Consider the following 14,757-nt stretch of genomic DNA (forward strand, 5'->3'; position numbering starts at 1 on the left):
TCCTTACAGCTGCTCGGCGAGCTCGTCGATCAGCTGCTTGTGCGCGCCGGCGTCGATCTCCCGGCGCAGCAGCTTCTCGGCGCCGCTCACGGCAAGCACCGAGACCTGGCGGCGCAGGTCCTCGCGGGCGCGGTTCACCGACGCGGCGAGATCCGCCTCGGCGAGCGCCTTCTGGCGCTGGCCCTCGGCGATCGCGTCGGCCTTGGCCTGCTCCACGATCTGGTTGGCGCGCTGGTGGGCCTGGTCGATGATCTCGTTGGCCTTGGCGCGCGCTTCCTTCATCGCGGCGGCGACCTTTTCCTCCGCCTGCGCCAGGTCCTTCTGGCTGCGGTCGGCGGCGGCGAGGCCTTCGGCGATCTTCTGCTGGCGCTCCTCGATGGCCGCCATGATGTGCGGCCAGCCGAACTTCATCACCAGCCATGCGACGGCGAAGAAGGCGAGCCCCTGGATGACCAGAGTGATGTTGAGATCCATGTCCTGACTCCTGTCGCCGGCGGACCATCCGCCGGCGGATACCTACCGGGTTCCTGCGAGGGGGGCGATCAGCCGCCCAGCGCGGTGAGGAACGGGTTGGCGAAGATCAGGAGCAGGGCGATGGCGACGCCGATGATCGGCACCGCGTCGAGCAGGCCGGCGACGATGAACATCTTGGTCTGCAGCATCGGGGTCAGCTCCGGCTGGCGGGCCGAACCCTCCAGGAACTTGCCGCCGAGGATGGCGAAGCCGATCGCGGTGCCGAGCGCGCCGAGACCGATCAGGAGGCCGGCGGCGATGACCGTGAACTTCATCACTTCGGCGATAAGGGCTGCGTTTTCCATGGTGCTCTCCGTGTGTGCAACTTAAAGGCTGTGCGCGGGTGGCGCGGGTGGATACAACAAGGGGAAGGGGATCAGTGGCTCTCGGCCGCCATGCTCAGGTAGACGATCGTGAGCATCATGAAGATGAAGGCCTGCAGGGTGATCACCAGGATGTGGAACGCGGTCCACACGAACCCGGCGATGAACTGCATCGGCATCATCAGGTAGGTCATGCCGCTCGAGAGCGACGCGCCGAGCGTCATCACCGCGATCAGGATGAAGATCAGCTCGCCGGCGTACATGTTTCCGAACAGTCGCAGGCTGAGCGAAATGGGGCGCACCGCCTCCTCGATGAGGCGCAGCAGCAGGTTGGCCGGCGCCAGCAGGATCTTGCCGACCGTCGACTCGGCGTGGAACGGCGCGGTGAAGGCTTCCTTGACGAAGGTGCCGAAGCCCTTGTGGCGGATGCCGAACACCTGGATCAGCAGGAACACGCCCAGCGCCATGCCCAGCGTCGTGTTGAGGTCGGCGGTCGGCACCACGCGCAGGTACTCGACGCCGGCGGCGTGCGAGGCGGCGGGTAGCCAGTCGACCGGCACCATGTCCATGAAGTTGAGCAGGAACACCAGCACGAAGATGGTGACCGCCAGCGGCGCGATGAACTTGCTGCGGCCGTGGAAGGTCTCGCGCACCAGCCCGTCGACGAAGGTCACGACCATCTCGACGAAGGCCTGGAACTTGCCGGGCACGCCCGCGGTCGCGCGGCGCGCGGTGCGGATGAAGAAGAACAGGAACAGCGTCGACAGCAGCAGCGTGAAGAACACGCTGTCGAGGTTGATCGTCCAGAACGCACCATCCCCGAAGTTCCACTGCAGGTGGTGGAGGTGGTGCTTGATGTATTCGGTCGCCCCGCCGGAGGCCGCCTGGCCAGTCGTTTCAGCGCTCACCGCGTGTCCCTGTTCAGCCGATTCGAAGACAACACCTGCGTGGCCACGTGATAGGCCAGCAGTCCCGCCACCAGCCCCGCCAGCATCGGAAGCGGCGGCAGGCGCCACACCTCCAACGCGATGGCCAGGGCCACCACCACGAGCAGCCACTTCCCGAGCAGGCCCAGGAACAGCCGCGCGTACGCCGCGCGCGCCGGGACGATCCCGCCCCCGAGCGCCAGCGCCGCCACCAGCAGGTGGCCGGCGACCAGCGCCATGCCCCCCGTGAACGCCGCCAGCGCATGCATCGCGCCGAGTGGCAGGAAGGCCGCCGCGGCCAGCGCCACGACCACGGCCTGGACGGCGATGGCGCGGAAGGCGGTGCGGCGCCCCGCGGCGACCGGATCGTGCACGCGCGGACTCGTTCAGTCTCGAGGGGTGGGCCGCGAATCGGCCCAGCGAAGCCGCAAAAGTATAGCAGCCGTGAAAATCGCGGGACAACCATCCGCAGGCGCGATCGCGGGGCGCGGGCGGCCTGCCTGAACGCCCGGCAACGGCCCGGGACCTTTTGCCCGGCGCCCCGGTCCCACTCCGGGCCTGCCCGTATTTCCTCGTCGATCCGCGCGGCAGGCCACGGAGCCCCGGTCCCTTGGCCGGGGCTTCGCCTTTTCGGCGCGCGTCAGGCCTTCTTCTTCGGGATGTACAGGTCGGTGATCGTGCCCTCGTACACCTCGGCCGCCATGCCGACCGACTCGCCCAGCGTCGGGTGCGGGTGGATGGTGTGGCCGATGTCGCCGGCCTCGCAGCCCATCTCGATCGCCAGCGCGACCTCGGCGATCAGGTCGCCCGCGTGCACGCCGACGATGCCGCCGCCGATGACCCGGTGCGTGGCCTCGTCGAACACCAGCTTGGTGAAGCCCTCAGTGCGGCCCAGGCCGATCGCGCGGCCGCTGGCGGCCCACGGGAACTTGCCCACGCCGACCTTCAGGCCCCTCTCCTTCGCCTCGGCCTCGGTCACGCCGACCCAGGCGATCTCCGGGTCGGTGTAGGCGACCGACGGAATCACGCGGGCCACCCAGTCCTTCTTCTCGCCCGCGGCCACTTCGGCGGCGAGCTTGCCCTCGTGCGTGGCCTTGTGCGCGAGCATCGGCTGCCCGACCAGGTCGCCGATCGCGAAGACGTGCGGTGCGCTGGTGCGCATCTGCCGGTCGACCGGGATGAAGCCGCGCTCGCCGACCGCCACGCCCGCCTTCTCCGCATCGAGCTTGCCGCCGTTGGGCGCGCGGCCGACGGCGACGAGCACGCGGTCGAACAGCTTCGCCTCGGGCGCGTCCTTGCCCTCGTACGCGCAGGCGATGCCGTTCTTCTGCGCCTTCGCCTCGACGACCTTCGTGCCCAGGTGCACCGCGACGCCCTGCTGCTTCAGGCGGTCGGCCAGCGGCTTGACCAGGTCCTTGTCGGCGCCCGGCATCAGCTGGTCCATGAACTCGACCACGGTGACCTGGCTGCCGAGCGCGCGATAGACCGTCGCCATCTCCAGGCCGATGATCCCGCCGCCCACGACCAGCAACTTCTTCGGCACCTCCTCGAGTTCGAGCGCGTCGGTCGAGTCCATCACCCGCGGGTCGTCCCAGGGGAACAGCGGCAGCTTCACCGCCTGCGAACCGGCCGCGATGATGCACTGCTCGAACTTCACCAGCGTGGCCTTGCCGCCGCGGGTGACTTCCAGTTCGTTCGCCGACAGGAAGGTGCCGGTGCCGGTCACCACGCGCACCTTGCGCTGCTTGGCCATGCCGGCCAGGCCCTTCGTCAGCTGGCCGACGACCTTCTCCTTGTACGCGCGCAGCGCGTCCAGGCGGATCTTCGGCGCGCCGAAGTCGATGCCGTAGTCCTTCGCGTGCGCGGCCTCGTCGACCACCGCGGCCGCGTGCAGCAGCGCCTTGGACGGGATGCAGCCCACGTTGAGGCACACGCCGCCGAGCGCGTCGTAGCGCTCGACCAGCACCGTGTCCAGGCCGAGGTCGGCGGCTCGGAAGGCCGCGGTGTAGCCGCCGGGGCCGGCGCCCAGCACGAGCATGCGGCACTCGACGTCGGGGGTGCGCCCGGTGGCCTTCGCGGGCGCAGGGCCGGTGCCAGGGCCCGGCTTCGCCGCGTCCGCGGGCTTCGCGGCATTCGCCTCGCCGGACGGCTTCGCGCCGCCGGCGCCGACGGGCTTCGACTTCGCGGACTCCGGCTTCGCGGGCGCGGCCTTCGCTGTCTCCTCAGCCGTCTTGCCCGCGTCGCCCCCCTCGCCCTCGGCCTCCAGCACCGCGATCACGCTGCCCTCGGCCTCCAGCACCGCGATCACGCTGCCCTCGGACACCACGTCGCCGACCTTGACGCTGATGGATTTCACCGTGCCCGCGGCCGACGACGGCACCTCCATCGTCGCCTTGTCCGACTCCAGCGTGACCAGGCCCTGGTCGACCGCCACCGTGTCGCCCACGGCGACCAGCACCTCGATGACGGGGACGTCGTCGAAACCGCCGATGTCGGGGACGCGAACTTCAACCGTGGCCATGGGGGCTCCTTGCTGGGCGGCGCGCCCGGCGCGCCGCGGGGGATCGAAAGCGGGCCGGAGATTCTAGGCCCTGCGGGATCGCCGGCTAGCGCCCGGCGCCGGGGTCCGGCGCGGCGCGCGGCAGCCAGCCGCTCTGGTACAGGTCGTGCCTGCGGTCCTTGAGGTTCAGCACCGTGCCGCTGGCCCGGGCCTGCACCAGCGCGTCCAGGCGCAGGTCGGCGAAGGCCACCGCCTCGGCGTTCTCGGTGGTCAGCGCGGCCACGCCATCGGGCGGGAAGGGGAAGTCGCAGGGGGTGAAGATGCCGCTCTGCGCGTACTGGATGTCGAAATTGTTCACGCCCGGAAGGTTGCCCACGTTGCCGGAGGTCACCACGTAGCACTGGTTTTCCACCGCGCGCGCCTGGCAGCAGTAGCGCACGCGCAGGTAGCCCTGGCGCACGTCGGTGCAGAACGGGGTGAACAGGATCAGCGCACCCTGGTCGACCAGGTGCCGCGCCAGCTCCGGGAACTCGGAGTCGTAGCAGATCATCACGCCGATCGGGCCGCAGTCGGTGAGGATCGCCGCGGCCGACTCGCCGCCGGCGATCTTCCACCAGTGCCGCTCGTTCGGCGTGGGGTGCAGCTTCTCCTGCGTGTGCAGCGAGCCGTCCCTCAAGGCCACGTAGCAGACGTTGTGGATGTCGCCGTCGTCGACGAACGTCGGGTGCGAGCCGCCGATGATGTTGATGTTGTAGGCCACCGACAGCCGCTCGAGCATCGCGCGGAACTGGCCGGTGTACTGCGTGAGCGTGCGCAGCGACTCGGCGGGCGACAGGGGCGCGTTGGCGATCGACAGCAGCTGCAGGGTGAACAGCTCCGGGAACACCACGAAATCGCTGCGGTAGTCGGCGGCGATGTCGACGAAGTACTCGACCTGGCGCTCGAACTCCTCCCAGGTGGCGATGCGGCGCTGCTGGTACTGCACGGTCGCCACGCGGACGCTGTCGGGCAGGCGGCCGGCCTTCTGCTCGCGCCGCACCACCGGGTTCTCGGCGCGGCGCGGGTTGCGCCAGGCCAGGCGCACGCCGTAGCCGAGCGAGTCCTTGTCGGACGGCAGGTAGCCTTCGATCACGCCTTCGGGCACGAAGCCGTTGCGCAGCTGGAACGAGAGCGCGGCGTCGCGCGTGCGTTCGTTGCGCACGGCCTCGACGTAGTCCCCGACCGACCCGAACTTCTTCAGCTTGCGCGCCAGCCCGGGCAGGCGGCCGACGAACACGATGCCGCGCAGGTCCAGGTCCTCGCACAGCTTCTTGCGCCGGTCGTACAGGCGGCGGCCGATCCTCAGGCCACGGAACTCGGGGTCGACGCAGACCTCCATTCCGTAGAGCCAGTTGCCCAGCGGATCGTGGCGCGAGGCGAAGCCACCGCCGGTGATCTCGCGCCAGGTGTGCGGCGCCATCGCCACCGCTTCGTCGATGCGGAAGGTCGCGCAGTGGCCGACGATGCGGCCGTCGTACTCGGCCACGAACTGCCCTTCGCCGAAGTGGCTGTGCTGGCCGCGCAGCATCTCGTCGGTGTAGCCCACGCCGTACACGCGGCGCGAGAGGTCCGCGATCGCGGCGAAGTCGCGGGGTTCGACGTTGCGCACCACGAGGCGTGGCGTGTCGCGGCTGCGTTGGCTACCCATGGCCCCTCCTGGCATCGATCCGGTCGCGCCCGCGTGGCGCGTCAGCGTCCATCCCGCGCGTCGTCCGCCGTGGCGTCGTCGTCCTGGCGCGCGGCGTCCCCGTCGTCCCCGTCGTCACGGTCGGCGGCCTCGGCGGCCTCGCGTTCGCGTTCGCGTTTCGCGCGCTCGGCTTCCTCTTCGGCGATCTCGCGCTGGGCGTCCTCGCCGGCGTCGTTGCGCGACAGCACGGCGCGTTCACGCGGATCCAGGGTCTCGGCCGGCATCTCGTCCGTGGCCGCGGCCCGCGTGGCGCGGCGGCGTTCGCCCCGCCACGCCGAGAGCGCCGCGTCGCCGTCCAGCCCGAACAGGCTGCGGACGTGCAGGTCGCGCTGCGGGAACGGGATCTCGATCCCGTGCGACTTGAGCGCGGTGTCCAGTTCCCACAGGTAGGCGGCCTCGATCGCGGCGTTCCGGCGCGCGGCCGCTTCGGTGAGCCACACCGCGAGGATGAACTCGACCGCGCTGTCGCCGAAGCCAACCAGCCAGACCTGCGGCTCCCGGCCCGACTGCTTGAGCGTGAACGAGACCCGATCGGCCGCTTCCAGCGCCGCCTTCTTCACCAGTTCCTTGTCCACGCCGTACGCGACGGAGAACTTCACCCGCATCCGGCGGTTGACCGACCGGTGCGTCCAGTTCACCACCCGCCCGCCGACGAACTCCGCGTTCGGGACGAGGATGTCGATGTTGTCGTTGGTGGTGATCCGGGTGGCGCGGATGTTGATCGCCTGCACCGTGCCGCGCACGCCCGCTTCCAGCTCGACGAAGTCGCCGACCTTCAGCGACTTGTCGAACATCAGCATCAGGCCGGAGATGAAGTTGTTGAACAGCGTCTGCAGGCCCAGGCCCAGGCCGATGCCCAGGCCGCCGGCGAAGACGGTGAACTTCGACATCGGGATGCCGACCAGGTCCAGCGCCAGCAGCAGGCCGATCGCCAGCAGCACGTAGTGCACGACGCGGGACACCGCGTACAGCGAGGCCGCGTCCACCCGCTTGTGCCGGCGCCCGTAGCGGTCGAGTGCCCTGCGCACGAGGCGCGAGAGCACCAGCACGACCAGGATCGCGAGCACGGCGGCGATCACGCCGCCGAGGGTGATGGTCACCTCGCCGATGGACAGCAGGCGCTGGTCGAGCAGCGGCTGCAGACCCTGCCAACCCGACTGCGCCGCGCCGGTCGCCGCCTCGCCGACCTTTTCGCCGACGTCCTCGAGCTTCTCGCCGATCGGTGCGGCGCCCATCGCCTCAGAGCAGCGCGCGGCGCATGTCGCCCAGCAGCGACGCCAGGTGCGCGGCGAAGCGCGCGGCGGCCGCACCGTCGATCACGCGGTGGTCGTAGGACAGCGACAGCGGCAGCACCAGGCGCGGCTGGAAGGCCTGGCCGTCCCACACGGGACGCATGTCCGCGCGCGAGACGCCGAGGATCGCCACCTCGGGCGCGTTGACGATCGGCGTGAACTTGGTGCCGCCGATGCCGCCCAGCGAACTGATCGAGAAGCACCCGCCCTGCATCTGCGCCGGGCCGAGCTTGCCCTCGCGCGCCTTGGCGGCGAGTTCCGCGGTCTCCGCCGCGATCTCCATCACGCCCTTGCGGTCGCAGTCGCGCACCACCGGCACCACCAACCCGTTGGGCGTGTCGGCGGCGAAGCCCACGTGGAAGTACTTCTTGAGCACCAGCCGCTCGCCGCTCTCGTCGAGCGAGGCATTGAACTCGGGGTACCGCTTCAGCGCATCGACGACGGCCTTCATGATGAAGGCGAGCATCGTGAGCTTGGTCGCCCTGCCCTTCTCGATCGCCTTCGCGTTTTCCTTGTTCAACGCGACGCGCAGGGCCTCCAGCCCGGTGACGTCGGCGTCCTCGTGCTGGGTGACGTGCGGGATCATCGCCCAGTTTCGCGCGAGGTTCGCGCCCGACAGCTTCTGGATCCGGCTCAGCTCCTTGACCTCGACCTCGCCGAACTTCGCGAAGTCGACCTTCGGCCAGGGCAGCAGGTCGAGCCCGCCGCCACCGCCGGCGCGCGCCGCGCCGCCACCGGCCAGCGCACCCTTGACGAACTGCTGCACGTCCTCGCGCGAGATGCGGCCGCCGCGGGCGGTGCCGCGCACCCGGGCGAGGTCCACGCCGAGCTCGCGGGCGTACAGGCGCACCACGGGGCTGGCGTAGGGGACCTTGTCGGGCAGGACCTGGTCCGCGTCGAAGGCGACCGGCGGCGTGCGCGGCGGCTCGGCCGGCGCGCGCCCGGGATCCTCGCGCTCGGGCGGCGGCGGGGCGGCCTTCGCGGGCGCCTTGTCGGCCTTCGGAGCCTCCGCCTGGGCCGGCTGCGCCTTTTCTTCAGGCGCGGACTTCTCATCGGCCCCGTTCGCCTTCGCGCCTTCGTCGCCATCACCTTCGCCACCGGCCTCGATCAGCGCGACCACGCTGCCCTCGGACACCGTGTCGCCGACCTTGAGCTTGAGCTCGCGCACCACGCCGGCGAACGGCGCGGGCACTTCCATCGTGGCCTTGTCCGACTCCAGGGTCACCAGGCCCTGGTCCGCCTGCACGGTGTCGCCGACCGAGACGAGCACCTCGATCACCGGGACGTCGTCGAAGCCGCCGATGTCGGGGACGCGCGCTTCCTTGGGAGCGGCCATGCAGGACTCCGAAATGCTGCCGGACAGGGGCGGCCATTGTGGCCGGAGGCGCGCGGATGCGCCAATCCGCGTCCCGCCGCGGCGGCATATGACTTCCTTCATCCACCTTCCGGCACTGCCGCGCGGACCGTGCCGGGCGCAGGCTGGGCGTGTCCTCGGTGCGTCCCCCCACGAAACACGAGGTGGCCCATGAACCCATGCATCCGACACCTCCTGTGGCGCGGCCTGGTCGCGATCGCGCTGGTGGCCATCGGCGTCGGCAGCGGCCTCGGCCTCGCGCGCACCACGCCGGTGGCGCAGGACGGCGCGCGCTGCGCGGTGGCCGGCACGCTGCAGGCCGCGGCGGCGACCACGCCCGTCGACGCCGTCCCGCCCGCGACCTGATCGCCACCGGGGCCACGCCGCCCGCGTCCGCCCCGCGCCGCGCGCCGCGTTCGAACAGGCAACCACCGGCGAGATCGCGCATTCCGTGCCGATTCGACATGCCGATGTTGCGCCGCATCACGCTTCCTTCGGTGCCTGCGTCCCGCTTGCTGCGGGCGCGCGGGCACGAATCGGGGCAAAAACTGGCCTGATCGCCGCGAAATGCGATGGCGGTCCGCGATCCGCGCGCGCGCCGGGCGCTTCATGGCGCCATTCCACCGTGGGAACCGCCGCCATGCGCGACCGCCGCCACGCCATCGTCCTTGCACTGTTCGCCGTCCTGGCGACGCCGCTCGCCGCCTCCGCGGGTTCGGGCCAGGCCGGATTCGGCGTGGGCCTGCGCGTGCTGGACGGCGAGGCCCGCGGGGACGTCCTGCCAAGCCTGCCGATCCCGGACGGCAGCCAGGTCCTGGCGCTGGATCCCGCGCGCGGCAGTTGGGTGAACGCCGGCGACCCCGCCGCGATCGCCCGCTTCTACGAGGCGCGCATGCCCGCGCTCGGTTTCAGGCTGGCCGCCCGCCAGGACGACGCCACCGGCGCGCGCCTGGCCTGGGAAGACGCCCGCGGCACCCGCGTCGAACTGCGGATCCGCCGGATGCTGGGCCAGGGCGAGGGCAGCTGGATCCTCGCCACCACGGCCTGATCGCGAGGCCGCACCCGGCGCGGGGCCACGCCGGCGCCGCGCCCTGTCGTGAACCCGATGCCGCCGCGCGGTAGGCTGCGCGCCTCGTCGCCACGCCGGGTCCGCCACGCGCCATGCATGCCCCCGACCCCGTCGCCGACACCCGCCGCTGGCTCGAGCGCGCGGTCATCGGACTCAACCTGTGCCCGTTCGCGAAGGCGGTGCACGTGCGCAACCAGGTCCGCTACGTGCTCAGCGCGGCGAGCACGCCCGACGACCTGCTCGCCGAGCTCAGCCGCGAACTCGAGTTCCTGCACGCGGCCGATCCGGCGATGGTCGAGACGACGCTGCTCATCCATCCGGGCGTGCTCGGCGACTTCCTCGACTACAACGAATTCCTCGACGACGCCGACGCGGCGGTCGAGGCGCTGGGACTGGAAGGGGAGCTGCAGGTCGCCAGCTTCCATCCGGACTACGTGTTCGCCGGCGCGGACCCGGACGACGTCGCGAACAACACCAACCGCTCGCCCTGGCCGATGCTCCACCTGCTGCGCGAGGAGAGCGTCGAGCGCGCGGTCGAGGCGTTCCCGGAGCCGGACGCGATCGTGGAGCGCAACATCGCCACGCTCGAACGGCTGGGGCACGACGGCTGGGCGCGCCTGTTCGACTGAGGTCGCCCGGCGCAACGTTACGAAGCGACCCCCCCGGCCCCCGCTGCGAGCAGGGGCGGCGGCGCGTCAGGCCGGGTCGTCCGAGAACAGGCGCGCGCGGTCGTCGTCGTCGAGCAGGCGCCATTCGCCCTCGGCCAGGCCATCGAGCGACAGCCCGCCCACCCGCGTGCGGTGCAGCGCCTCCACGTGGTTGCCGACCGCGGCGAACATGCGTCGCACCTGGTGGTAGCGGCCTTCGGTCACCGTCAACCGCGCCAGGCGCGGTCCGACGGCCTCCAGCCGCGCGGGCGCGAGTGGCTTCTCCTCGCCCTGAAGGCACAGCGTGCCGCTGGCGAACACGGCCGCCTCGTCGCCGCGCAGCGGCGCCGCCAACCGCGCCTCGTACACCTTCGGCAGCTTCGAGCGGGGCGCGATGATCCGGTGCAGCAGCGCGCCGTCGTCGGTCAGCAGCAGCAGGCCGCTGGTGTCGCGGTCCAGGCGCCCGACGGTCGAGACCTGCGGCTTGCGCGCGCGCCATCGCGGCGGCAGCAGGTCGGCGACGAGGCGGCCGGCGTCGCGCGTCGAGCAGACATGGCCGACCGGCTTGTGCAGGACGGCGAGCAGGCCGGGCGCCGGGTCCAGCGGCGCGTCGTCCACGCGCAGGTCGCCGTGCATGACGTCGCGTCCCACGATCGCGTCGCGCGACGGCACGTCGCCGTCGACGCTCCTGACGCGGCCCGAACCGATCAGCGCCTCGACGTCGCGACGCGTCCCGTAACCGAGGTTCGCTAGGTAGCGGAGCAGCTTCATCGCGTGCCCGGCGCCCTCAGCGGACGGCCGCGATGACCTTGAAGCCGTCGCCCTGCGCGACCGTGCGCACCTCGGCGAACGACCCGGACAGCGCGGCCTCGTACGGCAGGTGCCGGTTGGCGACAAGCCACAGTTGCCCGCCGGGCCGGAGCGCGTCCGCGGCGGTCGCGATGAACGCCTGGCCCAGTCCCGGGCGGTCTTCGCGGCCGAGCCCGTGGAACGGCGGGTTGCTCACGATCGCGTCGTAGCCGCGCGCCGGCAGCCCGCGCTCCACGTCGTGCCAGTGGCAGGCGATCGCGGCCCGCGCGTCCGGGCCGGCAAGGTTCCGCCGCGCGCAGTCCACGGCGCGCGCGTCCGCCTCGTACAGGTCGAGCGCGTCGATGCCGTCCGCGCGCGCCAGCAGTGCCATCGAAAGGAACCCCCATCCGCCGCCGAGGTCGGCCACGCGACCGGACAGCGTCTCCGGCAGGTGCGCGGCCAGGAGCGCCGAGGCCCGGTCGACGCGATCCCACGCGAAGATCCCCGGGCGTGACACGAAGCCGCCGCCGGGGACGCCGCTGGCCGCGATCCGGCGCGGCGCCGCGCCCTCCCGCCAGGCCGCCGCCAGCGCGGCATCCGCGGGTCCGTCCAGCGGTCCGGTCCAGAAGGCGCGGCAATGGTGCTTCGACAGGCTGCCCACCGGCCCCGCGAGCCGTTCGAGGTCGGCCTCGCCGCTGCGCGCGCCTTCCTTGTTGGGCATGCAGGCCAGCACGCGGCCGCCGGGCGCGAGCCGCGCGAGCGCCTCGGCGAACAGGCCACGCGCCGCCTCGCGCTGGCGCGGCGGCAGCAGAAGCACGAGCGGCCAGCGCCGCGCCGGGTCGGGCCCGTCGCCGGCCACCACGTCGAATCCCGCCGCCTGCAGCCGGTCGTGGGTCCCGCGGTCGTCCTGCGTGCACGCCAGCCCCGGGAGGCGCCGGCCCTGCAGCGGCCAACCGTCGCGCGCCTGCAGGAACAGGCCTTCACCCGGCCAGCGCGGGCCGTCGCCGTCGAGCGCCAGCATCAGCGTGTCCAGCGCGGGATCGTGGCTCGCGGCCATCAGGGGCCTTGCGGTCGTGACGGGGTCGCCATTCTAGGCAGCGCGCGCGTCCGGTTCGCGCGTTGGCAACATCCGCTTCATGCGCGCCGAACATCACCGCGGTCAGCATCGCGCCATCCCCCCGAGACGGAGTGAACACGATGACCCGAGCCCTGTTCGTCGGCGGCGCCGTGGACAACAGCGAGATGGACCTGGTGGACCTCGCGGCGGGCAGCCGCCCGCCCCTGCACTATCCCGAGGACACCGGTGGCGGCCGCCCGCGCTACCGCCTGCACCACGTCGGGCGCCGCGACGAGGCCTTCGCCTACGCCGTGTACGCGGCCCCCGGGATGGGCGACGAGGAAGTCGAACGGATCAGCGACGAACGCGGCTACGCGCGCCGCTTCGAGGCGCGGCCCGAACTGGTCCCGGCCTGACGCCGGCCCGCGCGTCACTCGCCGGCCGCCCCCCCGGGCGCGGCCGGCAGCACGCGCCACACGACGTTGCCGACGTCGTCGGCCAGCAGCACCGCGCCATCGGCGGCGACCGCCACGCCCACCGGCCGCCCGCGCGCATCGCCGCGGGCGTCGAGGAAGCCGGTCAGCACGTCCTCCATCGGACCGGCGGGTCGGCCGCCCGCGAACGGCACGAACACCAGCTTGTAGCCGCTGTGCGGCTTGCGGTTCCACGAGCCGTGCTGGCCGATGAACGCACCATGCCGGTAGCGCGCGGGCAGCAGGTCGCCGTCGTAGAAGGCCAGGCCCAGAGACGCGGTGTGCGGGCCGAGCGCGTACTCCGGCGCGATCGCGCGGGCCACCATGTCGGGCCGTGCCGGCTCGACCCGCTCATCGACGTGCTGCCCGAAGTAGCTCCACGGCCAGCCGTAGAAGCCGCCGTCCCGCACCGAGGTCAGGTAATCGGGCACCAGGTCTGGGCCGAGCGCGTCGCGCTCGTTCACCACGGTCCACAGCACGCCGGTGTCGGGGTGGAAGTCGACGCCCACCGGGTTGCGCAGGCCGGAGGCGAAGACGCGGGTCGCGCCGGTGGCGACGTCCACCTCCAGGATCGCCGCGCGGTCCGCCTCCTCGGCCATGCCGTGCTCGGCGATGTTGCTGTTGGATCCCACGCCGACGTACAGCTTCGCGCCGTCCGGGCTGGCGACCAGGCTCTTGGTCCAGTGATGGTTGCGCGGGCCCTCGGGCAGGGCCGCGAGCCGGCGGCCCGGCGCCGTGATGGACGTGTCGCCCTCGCTGTAGGGGTAGGCCATCACCGCGTCGGTGTTGGCGACGTACAGCGTGTCGCCCACGAGTGCCATGCCGAACGGCGAGCGCAGCCCGTCGAGGAACACGTGCCGGGCGTCGACCTTGCCGTTCCGGTTCGCGTCGCGCAGCAGGGTGATGCGGTCCGGGCTCGGCACCGCCGCGCCGGCCCGCGCCATCAATGCGCCCATGACGCGGTCGCGCACGCCCTCGGGTTCCTTCGGCTGGCGGTTGGTCTCGGCGACCAGCACGTCGCCATTGGGGAGCACGTGCAGCCAGCGCGGGTGCTCCAGGCCCGTGGCATAGGCCTCCACCGCGAAGCCCGCGGCCGGCACCGGGGCCTGGCCCGCCAGCCAGCCGACCGCCGGGGCGATGTTCACCGTGGGGATGCGCTCGGGATCCGGCGCGGGCAGGACCGGGGTCGGACCCGTCCCGTCGCGCACGCTCAGGCGCGCCGACCCGCCGCAGCCCGTGACCGCCGTTGCCGCCAGCACGCACCCCGCCAACATCCCTTTCGTCCAGCGCATCGCCCACCCCCGTGGCATCGGAAACGGGTGCATCTTGGCATTCCGGCGCGACAAGGCCACGTGGAACCGGCGACCGCCTTCACGCATGGGTGCCGCGCCACGCGCGAGGCTGCCCCCTGGCCCGACGCAGGAGGCCCGCATGGCACGCATGGCCGAACGCATCCATACCGACGCCGGCGAGATCGCGCGGCTCGAGGCGACGATCCGGGAACTGTCCGAGGGCGAGCACGTGCGCCTCGCGCTGGACGGCGGCGACACGCTCGAGGGCACGGTCGCGATGCGCCCGAGCGTCCAGGTCTTCGAGACCGTGGACGGCCGCCAGGGCATCAACGCGGTGGTGCGCATCGAGGCGCCCACGCCCGATGGCGACACGCAGCCGCGCTGGCGCGACGTCTGGGTCGACAGCATCCGCAGGGTCGAGCACCTGGCCTCCGGCTGACGCGTGGCGAAGATGCCGCCGGCGCCCGCGGCGACTACCATGTCGCCCGCGGCCCAGGCCGCCCTTTCCCGCGACGCCGAGCCGACGATGACCGAGACCCTGCCCGACCGCCTGTCCACCGACCCCCGCAGCCCGCACTACGACGAGGCCCTGCTGGAGCGCGGCATCGGCATCCGCTTCAACGGCGTGGAACGCACCAACGTCGAGGAATACTGCGTCAGCGAGGGCTGGATCCGCGTGGCCGCCGGCCGCGCGCTCGACCGCCGCGGGCATCCGATGACGATGAAGCTCAAGGGCGCCGTCGAACCGTTCTACAAGCTGCCCCCGGCCGACGGCGACGCCTGACGCCTCCCTGCC

General features: G+C 72.1%; 17 protein-coding genes. 6 read left to right on the top strand and 11 right to left on the bottom strand.

Going from position 1 to position 14,757, the window contains the following annotated elements; genetic code table 11:
• Window positions 1-3: 3 nt before the first annotated feature.
• From ACYU7H_RS04545 to ACYU7H_RS04580, 8 genes are all read right to left on the bottom strand, one after another.
• Window positions 4-474, bottom strand: a complete 471-nt coding sequence (locus tag ACYU7H_RS04545) for a F0F1 ATP synthase subunit B (protein WP_460812828.1) — start codon at window positions 472-474, stop codon at window positions 4-6.
• A gap of 68 nt (window positions 475-542) precedes the next feature.
• Window positions 543-818 (bottom strand): F0F1 ATP synthase subunit C, encoded by a 276-nt coding sequence (atpE, locus tag ACYU7H_RS04550; protein ID WP_460812829.1) that lies wholly within the window; start codon window positions 816-818, stop codon window positions 543-545.
• Between the two features lie 71 nt (window positions 819-889).
• Window positions 890-1,744 (bottom strand): F0F1 ATP synthase subunit A, encoded by an 855-nt coding sequence (atpB, locus tag ACYU7H_RS04555; protein ID WP_460812831.1) that lies wholly within the window; start codon window positions 1,742-1,744, stop codon window positions 890-892.
• Window positions 1,741-2,136, bottom strand: coding sequence for a hypothetical protein (locus ACYU7H_RS04560; RefSeq protein ID WP_460812833.1), 396 nt, complete (start codon window positions 2,134-2,136; stop codon window positions 1,741-1,743). The genes atpB and ACYU7H_RS04560 overlap by 4 nt, the downstream gene beginning before the upstream one ends.
• Before the next feature lie 266 nt (window positions 2,137-2,402).
• Window positions 2,403-4,283, bottom strand: a complete 1,881-nt coding sequence (gene lpdA / locus ACYU7H_RS04565) for a dihydrolipoyl dehydrogenase (protein ID WP_460812834.1) — start codon at window positions 4,281-4,283, stop codon at window positions 2,403-2,405.
• An 85-nt stretch (window positions 4,284-4,368) separates the two neighbouring features.
• The gene (locus ACYU7H_RS04570; RefSeq protein WP_460812836.1) at window positions 4,369-5,949 is read right to left on the bottom strand and encodes a GNAT family N-acetyltransferase; all 1,581 of its coding nucleotides are present in this window, start codon (window positions 5,947-5,949) and stop codon (window positions 4,369-4,371) included.
• Between the two features lie 41 nt (window positions 5,950-5,990).
• Window positions 5,991-7,223, bottom strand: coding sequence for a mechanosensitive ion channel family protein (locus ACYU7H_RS04575; RefSeq protein WP_460812837.1), 1,233 nt, complete (start codon window positions 7,221-7,223; stop codon window positions 5,991-5,993).
• A 4-nt stretch (window positions 7,224-7,227) separates the two neighbouring features.
• The gene (locus ACYU7H_RS04580; RefSeq protein ID WP_460812839.1) at window positions 7,228-8,616 is read right to left on the bottom strand and encodes a dihydrolipoyllysine-residue acetyltransferase; all 1,389 of its coding nucleotides are present in this window, start codon (window positions 8,614-8,616) and stop codon (window positions 7,228-7,230) included.
• A gap of 189 nt (window positions 8,617-8,805) precedes the next feature.
• Between ACYU7H_RS04580 and ACYU7H_RS04585 the strand changes: the two genes are divergently transcribed.
• The 3 genes from ACYU7H_RS04585 (at window position 8,806) to ACYU7H_RS04595 (ending at window position 10,332) form a co-directional block, all read left to right on the top strand.
• Window positions 8,806-9,000: a hypothetical protein gene (locus ACYU7H_RS04585; protein WP_460812840.1), complete on the top strand. Its 195-nt coding sequence runs from the start codon at window positions 8,806-8,808 to the stop codon at window positions 8,998-9,000.
• A 274-nt stretch (window positions 9,001-9,274) separates the two neighbouring features.
• Window positions 9,275-9,682 (top strand): hypothetical protein, encoded by a 408-nt coding sequence (locus ACYU7H_RS04590; protein ID WP_460812842.1) that lies wholly within the window; start codon window positions 9,275-9,277, stop codon window positions 9,680-9,682.
• Window positions 9,683-9,795: 113 nt separating this feature from the next.
• The gene (locus tag ACYU7H_RS04595) at window positions 9,796-10,332 is read left to right on the top strand and encodes a DUF1415 domain-containing protein (RefSeq protein ID WP_460812844.1); all 537 of its coding nucleotides are present in this window, start codon (window positions 9,796-9,798) and stop codon (window positions 10,330-10,332) included.
• 66 nt (window positions 10,333-10,398) lie between these two features.
• Here ACYU7H_RS04595 and ACYU7H_RS04600 read toward each other — a convergent pair whose 3' ends face one another.
• Window positions 10,399-11,121, bottom strand: a complete 723-nt coding sequence (locus tag ACYU7H_RS04600) for a pseudouridine synthase (RefSeq protein ID WP_460812845.1) — start codon at window positions 11,119-11,121, stop codon at window positions 10,399-10,401.
• Window positions 11,122-11,137: 16 nt separating this feature from the next.
• On the bottom strand, window positions 11,138-12,196 hold the full coding sequence (locus ACYU7H_RS04605; RefSeq protein WP_460812847.1) for a class I SAM-dependent methyltransferase: 1,059 nt from the start codon (window positions 12,194-12,196) through the stop codon (window positions 11,138-11,140).
• 140 nt (window positions 12,197-12,336) lie between these two features.
• On the opposite strand from ACYU7H_RS04605, the gene ACYU7H_RS04610 reads away from it, so the two are divergent.
• A complete protein-coding gene (locus ACYU7H_RS04610; protein ID WP_460812848.1) occupies window positions 12,337-12,612 on the top strand; it encodes a hypothetical protein in 276 nt (91 codons plus the stop codon).
• 14 nt (window positions 12,613-12,626) lie between these two features.
• Here ACYU7H_RS04610 and ACYU7H_RS04615 read toward each other — a convergent pair whose 3' ends face one another.
• Entirely contained in the window at window positions 12,627-13,961 is a 1,335-nt protein-coding gene (locus tag ACYU7H_RS04615; RefSeq protein WP_460812850.1) for a PQQ-dependent sugar dehydrogenase, read from the bottom strand.
• A 139-nt stretch (window positions 13,962-14,100) separates the two neighbouring features.
• On the opposite strand from ACYU7H_RS04615, the gene ACYU7H_RS04620 reads away from it, so the two are divergent.
• Window positions 14,101-14,400 (top strand): DUF3247 family protein, encoded by a 300-nt coding sequence (locus ACYU7H_RS04620; protein WP_460812851.1) that lies wholly within the window; start codon window positions 14,101-14,103, stop codon window positions 14,398-14,400.
• Window positions 14,401-14,487: 87 nt separating this feature from the next.
• Window positions 14,488-14,745, top strand: a complete 258-nt coding sequence (locus tag ACYU7H_RS04625; RefSeq protein WP_460813070.1) for a DUF3297 family protein — start codon at window positions 14,488-14,490, stop codon at window positions 14,743-14,745.
• The last annotated feature ends 12 nt before the right edge of the window (window positions 14,746-14,757 follow it).

The sequence above is a fragment of the Luteimonas pelagia genome, from assembly GCF_054776035.1.

Bases quoted from the DNA above. Each gene is read 5' to 3' on its own strand.
- ACYU7H_RS04545 (WP_460812828.1), bottom strand. From the start codon at position 474: ATGGATCTCAACATCACTCTGGTCATCCAGGGGCTCGCCTTCTTCGCC.
- atpE (WP_460812829.1), bottom strand. From the start codon at position 818: ATGGAAAACGCAGCCCTTATCGCCGAAGTGATGAAGTTCACGGTCATC.
- lpdA (WP_460812834.1), bottom strand. From the start codon at position 4,283: ATGGCCACGGTTGAAGTTCGCGTCCCCGACATCGGCGGTTTCGACGAC.
- ACYU7H_RS04570 (WP_460812836.1), bottom strand. From the start codon at position 5,949: ATGGGTAGCCAACGCAGCCGCGACACGCCACGCCTCGTGGTGCGCAAC.
- ACYU7H_RS04575 (WP_460812837.1), bottom strand. From the start codon at position 7,223: ATGGGCGCCGCACCGATCGGCGAGAAGCTCGAGGACGTCGGCGAAAAG.
- ACYU7H_RS04580 (WP_460812839.1), bottom strand. From the start codon at position 8,616: ATGGCCGCTCCCAAGGAAGCGCGCGTCCCCGACATCGGCGGCTTCGAC.
- ACYU7H_RS04585 (WP_460812840.1), top strand. From the start codon at position 8,806: ATGAACCCATGCATCCGACACCTCCTGTGGCGCGGCCTGGTCGCGATC.
- ACYU7H_RS04590 (WP_460812842.1), top strand. From the start codon at position 9,275: ATGCGCGACCGCCGCCACGCCATCGTCCTTGCACTGTTCGCCGTCCTG.
- ACYU7H_RS04595 (WP_460812844.1), top strand. From the start codon at position 9,796: ATGCATGCCCCCGACCCCGTCGCCGACACCCGCCGCTGGCTCGAGCGC.
- ACYU7H_RS04600 (WP_460812845.1), bottom strand. From the start codon at position 11,121: ATGAAGCTGCTCCGCTACCTAGCGAACCTCGGTTACGGGACGCGTCGC.
- ACYU7H_RS04605 (WP_460812847.1), bottom strand. From the start codon at position 12,196: ATGGCCGCGAGCCACGATCCCGCGCTGGACACGCTGATGCTGGCGCTC.
- ACYU7H_RS04610 (WP_460812848.1), top strand. From the start codon at position 12,337: ATGACCCGAGCCCTGTTCGTCGGCGGCGCCGTGGACAACAGCGAGATG.
- ACYU7H_RS04615 (WP_460812850.1), bottom strand. From the start codon at position 13,961: ATGCGCTGGACGAAAGGGATGTTGGCGGGGTGCGTGCTGGCGGCAACG.
- ACYU7H_RS04620 (WP_460812851.1), top strand. From the start codon at position 14,101: ATGGCACGCATGGCCGAACGCATCCATACCGACGCCGGCGAGATCGCG.
- ACYU7H_RS04625 (WP_460813070.1), top strand. From the start codon at position 14,488: ATGACCGAGACCCTGCCCGACCGCCTGTCCACCGACCCCCGCAGCCCG.